General features: G+C 68.7%; 10 protein-coding genes. 9 read left to right on the top strand and 1 reads right to left on the bottom strand.

All coding sequences use genetic code 11. The annotated features are described in order from the left end of the window. From ACP7CK_RS06100 to arsH, 9 genes are all read left to right on the top strand, one after another. Entirely contained in the window at positions 1-2,475 is a 2,475-nt protein-coding gene (locus ACP7CK_RS06100; protein WP_426025440.1) for a VWA domain-containing protein, read from the top strand. A 10-nt stretch (positions 2,476-2,485) separates the two neighbouring features. Next, the gene (locus ACP7CK_RS06095) at positions 2,486-8,002 is read left to right on the top strand and encodes a hypothetical protein (protein ID WP_426025439.1); all 5,517 of its coding nucleotides are present in this window, start codon (positions 2,486-2,488) and stop codon (positions 8,000-8,002) included. Positions 8,003-8,125: 123 nt separating this feature from the next. Next, positions 8,126-9,514, top strand: a complete 1,389-nt coding sequence (locus ACP7CK_RS06090) for a sensor histidine kinase (RefSeq protein ID WP_035310254.1) — start codon at positions 8,126-8,128, stop codon at positions 9,512-9,514. A 108-nt stretch (positions 9,515-9,622) separates the two neighbouring features. Next, positions 9,623-10,555 carry an aspartyl protease family protein gene (locus ACP7CK_RS06085; protein WP_426025438.1) on the top strand — a complete coding sequence of 311 codons (933 nt, stop codon included), beginning with the start codon at positions 9,623-9,625 and terminating at the stop codon, positions 10,553-10,555. Between the two features lie 215 nt (positions 10,556-10,770). Then, the gene (locus ACP7CK_RS06080) at positions 10,771-11,106 is read left to right on the top strand and encodes an ArsR/SmtB family transcription factor (protein ID WP_426025437.1); all 336 of its coding nucleotides are present in this window, start codon (positions 10,771-10,773) and stop codon (positions 11,104-11,106) included. Between the two features lie 7 nt (positions 11,107-11,113). Then, positions 11,114-11,536, top strand: coding sequence for an arsenate reductase (glutaredoxin) (arsC, locus tag ACP7CK_RS06075; protein WP_426025436.1), 423 nt, complete (start codon positions 11,114-11,116; stop codon positions 11,534-11,536). Continuing rightward, positions 11,536-12,648: an ACR3 family arsenite efflux transporter gene (arsB, locus tag ACP7CK_RS06070; protein ID WP_426025435.1), complete on the top strand. Its 1,113-nt coding sequence runs from the start codon at positions 11,536-11,538 to the stop codon at positions 12,646-12,648. Before arsC ends, arsB begins: the two co-directional genes overlap by 1 nt. Further along, on the top strand, positions 12,626-13,045 hold the full coding sequence (gene arsN2, locus ACP7CK_RS06065) for an arsenic resistance N-acetyltransferase ArsN2 (RefSeq protein WP_426025434.1): 420 nt from the start codon (positions 12,626-12,628) through the stop codon (positions 13,043-13,045). Before arsB ends, arsN2 begins: the two co-directional genes overlap by 23 nt. Then, positions 13,042-13,794 carry an arsenical resistance protein ArsH gene (gene arsH, locus ACP7CK_RS06060; RefSeq protein ID WP_426025433.1) on the top strand — a complete coding sequence of 251 codons (753 nt, stop codon included), beginning with the start codon at positions 13,042-13,044 and terminating at the stop codon, positions 13,792-13,794. Before arsN2 ends, arsH begins: the two co-directional genes overlap by 4 nt. Before the next feature lie 166 nt (positions 13,795-13,960). Here arsH and ACP7CK_RS06055 read toward each other — a convergent pair whose 3' ends face one another. Continuing rightward, the gene (locus ACP7CK_RS06055; protein ID WP_292150677.1) at positions 13,961-14,368 is read right to left on the bottom strand and encodes a response regulator; all 408 of its coding nucleotides are present in this window, start codon (positions 14,366-14,368) and stop codon (positions 13,961-13,963) included. Positions 14,369-14,654 lie beyond the last annotated feature (286 nt).

The following is a 14,654-nucleotide window of genomic DNA, read 5'->3' as shown; positions in this document are numbered from 1 at the left end:
GTGCACCTGACCTTTCTTCATCCCGAAGCCGGCTGGCTCCTGCTCCTGATCCCCGGCTTCCTGTGGTGGGCGCGCAAGGCCGCCAGGGTGCGGGTCGCGCTTCGCACCGCCGTCTTCCTGGCGCTCGTGGCGGCCCTGGCGCAACCCAGTCTGGTCATGCGTCGGGGCGACCCGACGTCGGTGATCATCGTGGATCAGGGCGATGCTCTGTCGCCTGTCTCGCGCGCCCAGGCCGCCTCGGCCGCAAAGGCGGTCCTGACGCGTGCGGAGCGGAACGGTCCCGTGGTGGTCATCCAGCGCGGCGGCGTCCCCCTGGCTCTGAAGGCGACGCGGCGAATCACCCTGCCGGACGCCGGTCAGGCCGCCGCCATGCCTCACGCCCTCGATCTGGCGCTGGCCGCCTTTCCATTGGGGGCGGAGGGGCGAGTCACCGTGATCGGAGACGGCCTGGGCGCTGACCGGGCCTGGGGCCGGGCGGTCGACGCCTTGGTGGCGCGCGGCGTCGTCATCGACGCCGTCCCGATCCGCGCCGGACGGAACGAGGCCTTCGTCGCCGACGTCTCGCTACCGACGGCCCGCGCCGGCGAGCATGTCTCGGCGCGAATAGGACTGGACGGGGTGGGACAGGATCTGTCGCTGGCGGTGTTCAGCGGTGATCGGCGCATCGGCGGCGCGGGTCCCCTCGATCTGGACGGCCCGGCCGCCGTGGCGGTCGAGATCCCTGTCGATCGTCCTGGCTATATGCCCATCCGTGTCGAACTGGCGCGAGGCGGCTCCGTCGTCAGCCGGTTCGACACGGCGGCGGCCGTGCAGGATCCGCTGGCCGTCCTCTATGTGCACGGGCGTCAGACCGGAGGTGCGGGTGTGCTTCAGCGGCTGGCGGGTCAAGGCCTGCGCATCGACGGCCGGGCGCCGGCGGACCTGGCCGGCGTCGATCTGTCGGCCTATCGCGCCGTCCTGCTGGACGACGTGCCGGCCTCGGCGCTGGCGGCCCCGACGCAGCGGCGATTGATGGAGGCGGTTCGTTCGAACGGATTGGGTCTGATGGTGTCCGGCGGAGAGAGCGCCTTTGCGGCCGGCGGCTACGCCGGATCGCCGCTCGCCGCCGCTCTGCCGGTGACCCTTCGTCAGGAAGAGCAGACCGAGGATCCCAGCGTGGCGCTCGCCATCGTCATCGACACCTCGGGCTCGATGCTGGGCGCGCCGCTTGATCTGGGCAAGCAGGTCGCGCGCCTGGCCGTGCGCAAGCTGACGCCGGCCGACAGCGTGGGCGTGGTCGAGTTCTACGGCGGGCGGCAATGGGTCACGCCGATGCAGCCGGCGCGGGACATTCCGGAGGTCGAGCGCGCCATCGGTCGCGTTCAGGCCCAGGGCGGTAGCGAACATCTCTTCGGCGCCCTGCAGGAGGCCTATTACGGGCTGCAGAACACCCAGGCCCGCTATCGCCATATCCTGGTGATCTCGGACGCCGGGGTGGAGGCGGATCGCTATCCTCAGCTGATCCGCCATATCGCCGACGACCAGGTGACGGTTTCCACGGTTCTGGTCGGCGGCAGCACCGAAGGCGAGGCCCGTATGGCGCAGTGGGCCCGGCTCGGTCGGGGGCGCTTCTATGTCGTCGGCGACGAGTTCAGCCTGGTGGAGATCAATCTCAAACAGCCCCAGCAGAAGCCCCAGCCCGGGATCAAGCGCGGCGGCTTCGCCCTGGCCCCGTCGGCGTCGTCCTTCGGATGGGGCGATCTGGCGGCGGCGCCGCCCCGACGGCTGGACGGTTATGCCCAGGCGGGCGTCAAGCCGCTCGCCGAGACCCTGATCCGCACCGCGACGGGCGAGCCGGTTCTGGCCTCCTGGCAATGGGGCGCCGGTCGGGTGACGGCGCTGATGACAGAGCCGGTCGGCGAGGGAACAGCCAACTGGCGCAACTGGGCCGGTTACGGGGATTGGATGCAGCGGCTGGTCGCCCGCACGGCCGATCCGCGCCCCGAGTGGGACGTGCGCCTCGGCCGCGTCGGCGGCCGGGTCAAGGTGGTGGCCCAGCGCATTCGCGGGGCCGCCGGCGGTCCGCCGCAAATCCGGGTGCTGAACGCCGCCGGCCAGGCCGGGCCCGCCCTGACGGCGGTCGAACGGGCGCCGGGTCTGTTCACGGCCGAAGGCGCGGCGTCGATGGACGCGCCGGTGCGGGTCGAGGTTCGCGACGGTCGCGGCGTGACCCGCGCGGCCCTGCCGGCGCTCGGGGGCGGACAAGCGGACCGTCCGGCCTCTCAGGCCGACGGACTCCCGCTGGATCAACTGGCCCGCCTGACGGGCGGGGTGGTGATCGAGACTCCCTCCCGCGCCGGCGCCGCCCCCCTTCCGCAGGGACGATCTCCGGCGACGGCTCTGGACCTGTGGGGCTGGCTCTGCTGGCTGGCCCTGGTCCTTTACGTCGCCGACATCGTCTATCGTCGCTGGCCGCCCCGGCGGCTCGCCGTTTGAGATCGAGATCATGACTTTGCGATCACGCTCCCTGTTTCTGGCGCTCGGCCTCAGCCTCGGCGTGTCGGTCGCTCCGTCCGTGACGGCGCAGGCGGCGTCGCCTGCCGGCGAGGTCTCGAACACGCCGACACGGACCGACGCCAGCGCACGCGCCTTGATCGACGCCGTCCTGTCCGGCGCGCGTCTCGACTTTGCTGCGGCGGATCGGCTGTACGCCCAGGCCGTGCTCGCCGACGACCTGAGCGGCGTCTATGGCCGGCTGGATCAACTGTCGGCCGGGGCCGATCCCGATCGCGCCTGTCGAGTCGCCGTTCTGAAAGCCGTGCTGGAATGGCGCGACGGCGATGTCGATGCGGCGACCGACACGGTTTCCGCCGCCCTCGACCGCTGCCGAACGACGGACGCCATGCTGCTGCGCGGGCGGCTGCTCGACATCCAGAATCAGGCCGGGGCGGCGTCCGTCTGGTACGAACGCGCGCGGGCGCAGTCGGACGATGCGCAAGAGCGCGCCCTGCTGGACCGTCGCCTGGCGATCATCGGCGTGACGGGTCGAAGGCCCGACGCCCTGTCTCAACTGGCCGGCTCGGGTGATGCGGCCGTGGCGAACCGGGCGGCGGCCGTGCTCGGTCTCCTGGGGAGGCCGGGTGACGCCGCCGCCCTGTATCGTCCTCGAAACGACGCCGCCGTGCGCTACAGCGACGCCGTGCGGCTGGCGGACTGGGCTATCGGCCAGGGTTCGCCGGACGCGGCTGCATCCTCCGCCTGGCGCGCGGTCGAGGCCGCCGCGACGACGGAAGATCGGCTCTACGCCCTCGCCCTGGTCGTGGAGTCCTATCGGACAGCCGATCAGCTGGCGGGCGCGGAGGCTTTCCTGGCGCATAAGCCGCGCGGGCCGGAGGTGGATCAGGCGCGGCTGGACGTCCTGCTGGAGTTGCGGCGTTACGACGACGCCGTGGCCATGGTTCAACAGGCCGGGGACGCCGCGCTGCGCGAGCGACTGCTGGGCGTGCTTCGCGCCGCCGGTCGAACGACGGAAGTCGAGGCCGAATATCGGCGCCTGATCCGCGCCCAGCCGGCCGATCCGCGCTGGGCCGATGGTCTGGCGGCCCTCTATCTCGAGCAGGGAAGGTCGGATGAGGCGGTGGCGGTCTATCGCAGCCTGGCCGTCGCCAACCGCGCCAGGCCGGACGTGCAGATCGAGACGGCGCGCAAGATGATCGCCATGGGGATGGGCGACCAGGCCTCCCGGATATTGGGCGATGCAGCCTCGACGCCCGCCGTCGCTGTCGCGATTCGGCGTTTCGAGGTCGAAACCGCCATCGACCAGGGCCGGGAGGCGGACGCAGAGGCGGGCCTGCGCGCTCTTTCGGCGGCGGCGCAGGGCGACACGGCGACCCTGGTCACCGTCGCCGAAAACTACGAACGTCTGGGCCGGCAGGATCTGGCCCTCGAAACCCTGCTGGGCGTCCAGGCGCGCGGCGGGGTCCTGGACGACGACCAGCAGGCCCATATCGCAGATCTCGCCTTCGCTGCGGGTCAGCCGGCGGAGGCGTTGACCCGCTGGCGCGCCCTTTGGGCGGGAACTCGGCTTCCGGCGCGCAAGGCCTTCCTGCAACGGCAGATCATTCGCGCTGCGCAACAGACGGGTCAGCTGGAGTCTATCGCCGCTGAACTGAAGGCGCGGATCGCTTCGGGCGCGGCCGATCAGGGCGAAGTCAGTCTTCTGGTCGAAATCCGTATCGCGCAGCAGGACGGCGCCGGCGCTGAACGCGCGGTGCGCCGCTATGCCGAGCGTTCACGTTCGGGCGAGGTGCGAACCTTGGAGCAACTGGCGGCCGTCCAGGCCCGGCTCAGGAACTACGCCGGTCTTAACGCGAGCCTGGCCCGGTTGGCCCAGGTCGACCCGGCCAACGCCGACGCCTATCTGCGCCGCCTGATCATCAATGTGCTTCGCTTCCCCGATCCGGCCGAAAGCGATGCGGATCGCAATCGCCGGGTCGACGCCCTGATGGCGCAGATGCGGGCGGCCGGAAAACTCGACGATGTCGAGGCCGCGCGTTTCGCGGCCTCCATCTATGCGTCCGGTTATCGAAACGCCGAAGCGCTTGTCCAACATCGCCGCGCTCTGGCCTTGGCCCCGACGGATGTCGATGCCTTGCTGGAATATGCCGGCGGGCTGAAAGCGGAAGGACGGGTCGCGGAGGCCGCCAGTCTGTTGCAGTTCAAGGCCGAGACGGCGCCGAGCGGCGCGGCCTTTGTCGCCGCCTTGAACGGGCTTCTGGACGTGCTGGCCGCCGGAGACGCCAACAGCGTGGGGGTTCCGGCCGATCTGTCCCAGGCGAGGCTGGGCTGGGCGAGGCGCGCCGCCCTGGAGCGTATTCTGCAGGACGGGGATGATGTGCGGCTGTCGTCCCTGGTCGGCGACATCGGCCAGGATCGCGGGGATCCGGAGCTGCAGCTGCGCGCGCTCCAGGCGTCGCTCGCGGTGGCGGGCGACCAGAAGCCGGCGGTTCTGCGCCAACTGATCAGCCTGACCTCCGCCAGCGAAACCGGCGCGGGCGATCCCGTCCGAAAGGCGATCTACGGCCGCCGGCTGGTGGCGATGCGCAAACCCTATCCGCCGGAAGTCTATGCGGATATCGCCCAGACCTTGCTGAAGGCGGGCGATGTCGCCGGCGCCGAGCGGGCCTTCGCGCTGATGGGCGACATCGGGGGACTGGTGAACGTCGACGCCTTGCGGGGCCAGGCCTACGCCGAGGCCGGGATGACGCGAGAGGCCTTGGCCCGTTACCGCGTGGCCCTGCTGCAGGATCAGGACGATCTCGATCTGATCGCGCACACGGCGGTTCTGATGGAACAGTCGGGGCAGGCGTCCGAGGCCGGCGCCCTCTATTGGAAGGGCCTCAACAGCCTTGTGCAGCGCCAGCCCACGCAACAGGCCAGCGACGCCCTGAAGGCGCTCGATGCGGCGCAGTACGCCCCCACCCTGATCGAGGGCGCCTTGTTGACCTGGCCCGAAGGCGAGACCCAGGCGCGGATCGCGCTCTGGCGTCAAACGGCGCTGTCCGCGGCGCAGCGGTCGCAGACCGTCGGGGCCGCCCCGGCGACCAGGCTGGCGGACTTTCCGCGCCTGGCCCTTGTGGTCGCCATCAATCAGCGGCTTGCGACCTTCCTGAACGACGATGAGCTGGAAACGACGCAAGACGCCCTTCTGGCGCCTTTCCGCGACGACCCCGAGGCCCGACGCGCTTTGGCCGACGTGCATGCGCCTGCCGCCGGCCTGACGACGGCGGCGGGCCAGGATTGGCCGATCGTGGATCTGGGCCGTCAAGCCGCGACAAACGCCGACTTCGATCTCGCGCTCGCCCTGGCCTTCGAGACCGGCGACCGCGCGCGTATTCGCGCCCTGGCCGACCAGGCCATTGCGGCGGATGCTCCGTGGCGGGCCGGACGCGAAAAGGGCGTGACCCAGAATCAACCGCCCATGCTGGTGTCCTTGTTGCTCAAGGCGGCGGACCTGGGGCGTCCCGAGGTCGTTCGTGAGGACATACTCGCGCCTCTGGCCGACACCTCGTTCGACGCCCTGGCGCTGTATGACGTCTATCGCGTCGATCCTGCACGGTTTGCGAAGCTGGAGGCCGCCGCCGGTCGTCGTCTGTTGTCCGATGACGTCCTGATCCCGCTGCTCGTCTCGCGCGGCAATGACCCGCTCCCGGTGGCGGGGGCGGCGGGGCGGGCGCGAGGCGGACCGACGCCGCTGCAGCTGCTGACCCAAAGGTTCGATCCCGATCGACTCGTGGACCTGTACGAAGCTCTGGTCGAGCGGATGGAGCGGACCGGATCGGCCTCGGGCCTGCAGGAGGCCATCGCCGCTCATCTGCTGGATTCACCTCTGAGCGACGCGCAACGTGATCGTCTCCAGGCCGTGCTGATCCGTGACATCGGGGCTGAACGTTCGCAGTCGGACAACAGCGGCGGCGTCTTCGCATCCCTGCTGTTACGGTTCGACGCACCTGCGGCGAACCGTGAAGTCCTGCTGGCCGCGTCACGGGTCCTGGCCGCTCGGTATGCAGACAGCGCACGAACGCCTGAGGTGCTGACGGCCTGGTTCGCCGACGACCGCGCAGGCGCCTTCGAGGCGCTGACCGCAATGACCGAAGCGATGGCGCAGCCGCCGTTGAGCCTCGGCACGCTGCTGGCTCAGCGCTTTGGGGCTGAGCGCGAGGCCGCGTTCGACGCGTTCCTGGCGACCTCCCGGCCGAACCGGGAGGAGACGGCCCGTTTCCAGAGACGCTTCCTGCGCGGCGAAGCGACCAAGGCGGCGGTCGATCCCAGGATCGTCGCGGCCTACGCCAAGCTTGTCTCCGTCGAACCCGACAACGTCGCCTATGTCGCGGCTCTGTTGCTGATCCAGGCCAGGGCGGGCGATTTTTCCGCCTTCGTCGCGACCGCCGCCCCGTTCGCGACGACCCGGGCTGACGATCAGGTGCTGGGGACCCTGCTCGGTCTGGCCTATCGACTGACGGGCGATCCGGACGCTGCGGCGCGGACGGCCGAAGCCGCGAGCGTGGATCTGGACGACCCCGAGTGGATCCGCCAGCTCACAAGCCGAGCGATGGCGACGCGGGCCGGCGAGGTCGACATGCCGAGCGCGTTCGCACCGATATGGTCCGCCTACCAAAAACGGTTTCCCCAGGCGCCGGCCGTGCTGGCTCTGGCTGTACAGGACCCGGAGTTTACGCCGGCGACGGTCGCGAGGCCCCTGGATCGCCTGGCCGCCGACGACACGCCGGGCGTCGCTCGAGGCGATATTCTCCGGGGGCTATGGCGTGCGACCGTTCCGCAAGGCCGTCAGGACGGGGACGCCAACAACCGTCAAATGCTGATCGACGGCCTCGCGGATCCGGCGGCGGCCGGTTACGGCGCGCCTGTCGTCGCAATCGTCACGCGCGACCCTGCCGTCATCAAGGAGCTTGAAGACGAGCTTTCGAGCCTCTCCGGGGCGATGCAGGGCCGACAGATGCGGCTCTATGACCGGGTCGCCGAGGCGCAGTGGAGCCAGGGGGGCGGACAAGCGCGCCTGGACGCCCTGTCCGCCGATCTTGGCGGTCCGCCCGTCAGGCTGCACGACCTGGCCCTCTTCCTCGCCCTGGAGCAGGGCGCGCCTATAGCGCTCGATGAACAGCGGTTGGCCGGTCTGACGCGGCAGCTTCGTTTCGTCATGTCGCCGTCAGCGGGGATGAGGCTGGCCGCCGCACGCGCCTATGGGAGGGCGGGCGAAAGCGCCACTGCCGGCGCCTTGCTTCAGGCCGCCCTGCTGCAAAGCCTTTATCCGACCCGCCGCGACTATGCCGATCCGGGGGATCCGGCTCCTGACGCCGCCGCGTTTCTGACCGTTTTGGCGGCCTTCCCGGATCAGGGGGCGGCGCGACGGATACGCGGCGATCTGGCGCGCCTGGCCCAACGGCAGGCCGCCAGCCCTGCCGTGATGGCTCCTTTCGCAGCATTGGCCCCCGCCGCCGACTGACCTCGCGGACCAAGGCCCGATCTGCGGCTTCGACGCGGCGCGCGCATCGGCTAGGGTGGGGCAGGGACGCCTTGGGGCGAGGAGGATGGATTGGGCCTGAAGCTAAGAAGCCTGCACCGGTCCATGTTCGCGCAACTGGCGATCATCACCATCCTGTTCGTCGGCTTCGGCGTCTATTTCTTCACCCTGCGTCCTTTGCTGTCGGTCGAGCCGACCGGCGTCGCTGATCCTCTGGAGGTCACCGCAGCCAGCGCATCCGAGGTCTTAAGCCGCTTCGCCTTCGCCGAACGCGAGCAGGCGGGAGCCGGCGGCGACCTGGACGCCGATCCGGTCTTGCGGGACATCAAGGCGCACAATCCCAAGTTCCGCTATTTTGTTCGGGTGCAGGGGCGGGAGTTTCGCTCCGGAGAGGGAACGCCCTTCTTCATCCGCCTGGCGTTCGACCGGCTGCAGAGCCAGAATCTGACGAAGGTCTATTCAGGCCTCTGCCTCACCAACACGAACAGCGATCCCGGCGGCCCAGGTCGCAGTTTCCTGGCCTATTCGGACTGCGGCGGACAGGCGAGCTATTATGAATACGCCGGGATCGAACACGCCACGACCAATGCCGCCGCAGGCTCGGCCCGGCTCTATGGCAAGTTCATATGGAGCTACGGCGGGATATTCCTGTTTACCGTAGGGGCGGCCTTCGTCGTCTTCACCATAATCCTGTTGGCGAACGTGTTGCGGATCCGGCGGGTGGCCGCCATGGCGCGCGATCTCGATCCCGACAATCTGAGCGAGCTGTTTCCGGAAAAGGGTCTGCCGCTGGAAGTGGCGCCGCTCGTGTCGGCGCTGAACCAGATGATCGTGCGCGTCGACGAGGCCCAGAAGCGTCAGCGCTTTTTCCTGTCCGCCGCGGCGCATGAAATGCGCACGCCTCTGACGGTGCTCAGAACGCGGCTGGAAATCATGGACGACGGGCAGTTGAAGGACAAGCTGATCTCCGACGTTCGGCGCCTGACGAATCTCGCCAATCAGCTGCTCAAACTGATGACCATCGGCGAGGCTCCGGAGCCGCTGAAGGAATCGGATCTCGTGACCTTGACCGGCAGGGCGGTGGGCGAGCGGGAGGTCGTCGCGGCTCGTCGCGGTCTCGATCTCGTCTTCGAGCGGGAGGTGACCCGCTATGGGCTCTGGGCCGATCCCAGCCTCGTCGAGACCGCGATCGGCAACGTCATCGACAACGCCCTGTCGTTTTCGGCGCAGGGCCAGCGTGTCGTCGTTCGATTGGACAAGGACGGCTGGGTTCGGGTTTGCGACCAGGGGCCGGGCATACCCAGTGAACAGATCAAGACGCTGTTTGAGCCCTTCACCCGGTTCTCCACCGGACGCAGCGGCTATGGGCTGGGTCTGGCCATCGTCAAGGCGGTGGTTGATCGCCACGAGGGCGCGGTGGTGATCGGCGAGGTCGCCGGCGGTGGGGCGGAGGTGGCGCTGCGTTTCGATCCGAACATTCCGGCCCGGCCCTGAGGCTCGGCCCTGGGGAAGGGTCACGCAACGCATCCGGTCCTGGGCAGACGGCGCCAGCTTCCGATCAGCTTGGTCCGGTACAGAGGTCGATCTGTCCTGGAGCCCTTCATGCACGCGTTGATCCTGATCGCCAGTCTGGCCCTGAGCACGCAGGCCGCCGCCGGGGAGCCGCAGCTGCCGCCCGCGCAGGCCGAAGCGGCGCCCGCCGGGGCGAGAATCGCGGTCCTGACCCGCGACACGCGCGGTCGGCCGACCCTAGACGCCGAGATCAACGGCAAGGGGCCGTTCCGCATGGTGGTCGACACCGCCGCCCAGACCAGTCTCGTCACCCTGCCCCTGGTCGACGAACTGAAACTGCCCGCCATAGGCGAGATGAATATCGGCGGCGTCGCAGGCCAGCAGCAAGCCGGCCTGTATGGTGTTGATCGCTTCAAGACCCCCCTGTTCGACGTCGAGAGCGTCGGGATGCTCGCCCTTCCGAACGCCGGCGTCACCGAGGCGCGCGGCATTATCGGCATGGAGAGGTTCACTGGAGATCGTCTTCTGTTTGATCACGCCGCCAACCGCCTGAGCCTCGAACGCTCCGGTGCGGCGGCCGACGGCTTCGTGGCCGTGGCGGGCCGTCTGGATGACAGCGGCCTCCTGACGGTGCCGGTCGAGATCGACGGGGTGACCTTCACCGCCCTCGTCGATACCGGCGCGGCCGTCTCCGTGGCGTCGGGCGGAGCCCTTCGTGCGCTGGGCTGGGCGGAAACCGATCCGCGGCTCACGCCGGCGGGTGAGATCCGGGGTGCGACGCAGCATGGGACGGTCGTCCTGAAAGGGGTCGTCGGCCGCATCAGATTGGGTCCGGTGAATTTCCGCGATGCGCCCTTGATATTCATCGCGGGCGAGGCGGACGACGCTGGGGCGGAAGGCGGTCCCAGCCTGATCCTCGGCGCCGATCTGCTGAACAACCTCGACGCCTACGCCCTCGACTTCCCACGCAGCGAACTGCAGATTCGTATCCCGCAGCAGCCAAACGGTCCTGATCCCCGCTGAGCCGGCCGCCCGGGAGCTAAATCCGTCTGCGGAGCTTTCAACGTCATCTGCTGCGCACGCATCCGCCTTTGTTCGCGGGCGGGCTGGAATCACCGCCGTCGGGTTCGGAGACTCGGCGTCAGCATGGCCGGAACGAGCAGGACGACCACGCCGATCGGCGACATCGCCAGGCCTCGGTCGCTTGTCCGCCCTAATATTTCCATTATAGTGGAATTATGGAATCAGAGATCGCCATTTTCGCCCTGGCCGCGCTCGCCCAGAACACGCGTCTGGAGACGTTCCGGCTTCTGGTGCGGCATGAGCCGGAGGGACTGGCCGCCGGCGACATCGCCAATCGGCTGGCGATCCCGGCCAACACCATGTCGACCCATCTGGGCGTGCTGTCGCGGGCCGGACTGATCACGGCCGAGCGGCGCAGCCGGTCCATCATCTATCGCGCCGATCTGAGCCGACTGCGCGACCTGACCGTCTTCCTGCTGGAGGACTGCTGCCAGGGTCGCGCCGATCTTTGCGAGCCCAGGCTCGCCGAACTCGCGCCCTGCCGCGACTGAGGACCCCATGGACGTCATCATCTATCACAACCCCGCCTGCGGGACGTCGCGCAACACCCTGGCGCTGATCCGGCACGTGGGAATCGAGCCGCATGTGATCGAATATCTGAAGACGCCGCCTAGCCGCGCCCTGATCCAGGACCTGGCCGCGCGGACGGGCGCGCCGCTGCGCGATCTCCTGCGCGAGAAGGGCACGCCCTTCGCCGAGCTGGGTCTGGGCGACCCGGCCGTCAGCGACGACCAGTTGCTGGACGCCATCGAGGCCCATCCGGTGCTGCTGAACCGTCCCATCGTGGTGACGCCGCGCGGCGTGCGCCTGTGCCGGCCGTCCGAGGCGGTGCTGGATCTGTTGCCCGAGGACGGGCTCAAACCGTTCGTCAAGGAAGACGGCGAAGTGGTGATCGACGCCGAGGGGCGGAGGGTTCGCTGATGGTCGATACGCCCGTCGCCCCAGCCTCTGCGGCCGCGCCCCGGCGGCTGTCCTTCCTCGACCGTTGGCTGACTCTGTGGATCTTCGTCGCCATGGGGCTGGGTGTGGCGCTGGGCGCCTTCGTTCCCGGCCTGCCGGCCTGGCTGGACGGGCTGTCGGTCGGCACGACCAATATCCCCATCGCCATTGGCCTGATCCTGATGATGTATCCGCCCCTGGCCAAGGTGCGCTACGAGGCCCTGCCGCAGGTGTTTGCGGACAGGCGGGTGCTGCTGCTGTCCCTGTTCCAGAACTGGGTGCTGGGGCCGGTGCTGATGTTCGCCCTGGCGGTGATCTTCCTGAGGGATCAGCCGGAATATATGACCGGGGTCATCCTGATCGGCCTGGCCCGCTGCATCGCCATGGTCCTGGTCTGGAACCAGCTGGCGCGCGGCGACAACCAGTATGTGGCCGGCCTGGTCGCCTTCAACTCCATCTTCCAGATCCTGTTCTTCAGCCTGTACGCCTGGTTCTTCCTGTCGGTCCTGCCGCCGCTGTTCGGGCTCGAGGGCAGCGTGATCGCGATCCGTTTCTGGACCATAGCCGGGGCGGTGCTGATCTATCTGGGCGTGCCGTTCCTGGCGGGTTTCCTGACCCGCCTGGTCCTGATCCGGCGCAAGGGCGAAACCTGGTACGAGACCCGGTTCCTGCCGCGCATCGGACCGATGACCCTGGTCGCCCTGCTGTTCACCATCGTCGCCATGTTCAGCCTGAAGGGCGGCGAGGTGGTGGCCCTGCCGCTGGATGCGCTGAAGATCGCCGTGCCGCTGACCATCTATTTCCTGGTGATGTTCGTCGTCAGCTTCCTGATGGGCAAGCTGATCGAGGCGGATTATCCGCGCACCACGGCCCTGGCCTTCACCGCCGCCTCGAACAATTTCGAACTGGCCATCGCCGTGGCCATCGCCGCCTTCGGCCTGACGTCGCCTGTCGCCTTCGCCGCCGTGATCGGCCCCCTGGTCGAGGTGCCGGTGCTGATCCTGCTGGTGTCGGTCGCCCTGTGGATGGGGCGGCGCTGGTTCGCCGACACGGCCCGCCGGCGGACGCCTGATGGTCGCCCTGCGTGTGGTTGACGCCAGCGATCGCGGCCTGATCGCAGCCCTGGCTGAGGCCGGCCTGCCCGAGCCTGGCGCCGGCCGCTATTTCGGCGCGACCCAATACGGCGCCCTGGTCGGCTACGCAGGGCTGGAAGGCAAGGGGCGGCATCTGCTGTTGCGGTCGCTGGTCGTTCTTCCCGATCATCGGGCGCGGGGCGCAGGCGCGCGCCTCCTGACCGCCGCAGAAGACGTGGCCAGGGATCTGGGGGCGGAGACCCTGCACCTGCTGACGACCACGGCGGAGGCCTTCTTCGCTCGACGAGGATTTGCGCGCGGCGCGCGTGAGGCGGCCCCCGAGGCCATCCTTCGGACGCGCGAGTTCGCGGCGCTCTGCCCGGCGTCCGCCGCCTATATGACCAAGGCCATTTCATGAGTTTCGACCGTCTGCGGCCCCTGCCGGACCCCGATCATCTGCCCGCCCTGGACCTGGCCTATCTGGCGCGCGATCCGGCGGCGGGGCTGGGGCCGAACGACCCGCCGCCCCGGATCCTGCTGCTCTACGGGTCGCTCCGGGACCGGTCCTATTCGCGCCTGTGCGTCGAGGAGGCGGCGCGGCTGTTGCAATGGATGGGGTGCGAAACCCGGATCTTCGATCCGCGCGATCTGCCGCTGACGGACCAGCATGTCGCGGACGACCATCCGGCGGTTCATGAACTGCGCGAACACGCCCTTTGGAGCGAGGGCATGGTCTGGTGCAGCCCGGAACGGCACGGTCAGGTCTCGGGGATCATGAAGCTGCAGATCGACCATCTGCCGCTCAGCCTGGGCGGGATGCGGCCGACCCAGGGCCGCACCCTGGCGGTGATGCAGGTCTCGGGCGGGTCGCAGAGCTTCAACGCCGTCAACACCCTGCGCCTGCTGGGGCGATGGATGCGGATGTTCACCATCCCCAACCAGTCCAGCGTGGCCATGGCCTTCAACGAGTTCGACGACGACGGCCGGATGAAGCCCTCCAGCTATTACGACCGGATCGTCGATGTGATGGAGGAACTGGTGCGCTTCACGATCCTGCTGCGCCCCCACGCGGCCCAGCTGGTCGACCGCTATTCCGAGCGCAAGGCTGCGGGCGTCCCTCTGGACCCACAGACCGATCTTTCCGCCATCGCCATTAAGCCACAGTGATTCCGCCCAGGGTCCGCACGGAGGGTGTCGCACGGACGCGCCGTTCAGGCGCACGGCCTTGATCCGGGCGGACAGGGCCGACCTCGGTCGGCGGGGCATGCAGGGACTATCGTCGCGAGAAGGCCAGAGCCGTCGCCGAGGCTGAATGCGCCAGAAGGCCGATCTGCTAGGCGGCGGCTGCGAGCGCCGTCCTCATCGCGACGACCAGAACGTCAAGGTCGAAGGGCTTCGGCAGGAAACCGGCGGCACCGCCCGCATAGGCGGTCTCGGGCTCGAGGTGGCCGGAGGACACGAGCACGGGAATCCTCGGCTGACCAAGTTGTGCGTAGGCCAGAAGCCCGAGGCCGTCGATCGACCCGGGCATGCGTACGTCCGTGAAGATCAGGTCGATACAAGCGCCCGACTTCAGAATCGCGACCGCCTCGTCGGCGTTGAAGGCCTCGATGACGACGAAACCCACATCACGAAGGTGGTCTGAGACCAGCATTCGGATCAGAAACTCGTCTTCAACGACGAGAACATGCGGCGCGTCGGCCGCAGCCTCAGGGGGCGCAGGCATGGAGTTCGACAGCATTGAGGCCCCGCTTCGGATCAAGAACGATCTGAAAGGAGTCCGGTTCCAGCGCCGCGCAGGCGGGCGCCCCTGCGGCAAGCGCGGCTGTTCGCCGATCGGGAGTTGGCGAGAATCTTCGCGGGAATGTCAGAATCCTGTTGCAGACGAAATGGCCCCTACGTATAGAGCCGCCTCGCTCGGAAACGGGCCGGCCCTGAGGGCTTCGGAGCTTTGGTTTCGGGGGTTTTGAGGGGAAGAAAGAGTTGAGAAACTTCTTGCTTTCCTGGGTTGGTTTCAATAGGTTCCG

The organism is Brevundimonas sp. TSRC1-1 (assembly GCF_049898245.1).
In the GTDB taxonomy this organism is placed as follows: domain Bacteria; phylum Pseudomonadota; class Alphaproteobacteria; order Caulobacterales; family Caulobacteraceae; genus Brevundimonas; species Brevundimonas mediterranea_A.
The sequence above is the reverse complement of the archived record's forward strand: the minus strand, read 5'-3'. Positions and strand labels throughout refer to the sequence as shown.

What these genes read in the sequence shown, in the direction of transcription:
- ACP7CK_RS06095 (WP_426025439.1), top strand. Translation starts at nt 2,486, where the DNA reads ATGACTTTGCGATCACGCTCCCTGTTTCTGGCGCTCGGCCTCAGCCTC.
- ACP7CK_RS06090 (WP_035310254.1), top strand. Translation starts at nt 8,126, where the DNA reads ATGTTCGCGCAACTGGCGATCATCACCATCCTGTTCGTCGGCTTCGGC.
- ACP7CK_RS06085 (WP_426025438.1), top strand. Translation starts at nt 9,623, where the DNA reads ATGCACGCGTTGATCCTGATCGCCAGTCTGGCCCTGAGCACGCAGGCC.
- ACP7CK_RS06080 (WP_426025437.1), top strand. Translation starts at nt 10,771, where the DNA reads ATGGAATCAGAGATCGCCATTTTCGCCCTGGCCGCGCTCGCCCAGAAC.
- arsC (WP_426025436.1), top strand. Translation starts at nt 11,114, where the DNA reads ATGGACGTCATCATCTATCACAACCCCGCCTGCGGGACGTCGCGCAAC.
- arsB (WP_426025435.1), top strand. Translation starts at nt 11,536, where the DNA reads ATGGTCGATACGCCCGTCGCCCCAGCCTCTGCGGCCGCGCCCCGGCGG.
- arsN2 (WP_426025434.1), top strand. Translation starts at nt 12,626, where the DNA reads ATGGTCGCCCTGCGTGTGGTTGACGCCAGCGATCGCGGCCTGATCGCA.
- arsH (WP_426025433.1), top strand. Translation starts at nt 13,042, where the DNA reads ATGAGTTTCGACCGTCTGCGGCCCCTGCCGGACCCCGATCATCTGCCC.
- ACP7CK_RS06055 (WP_292150677.1), bottom strand. Translation starts at nt 14,368, where the DNA reads ATGCTGTCGAACTCCATGCCTGCGCCCCCTGAGGCTGCGGCCGACGCG.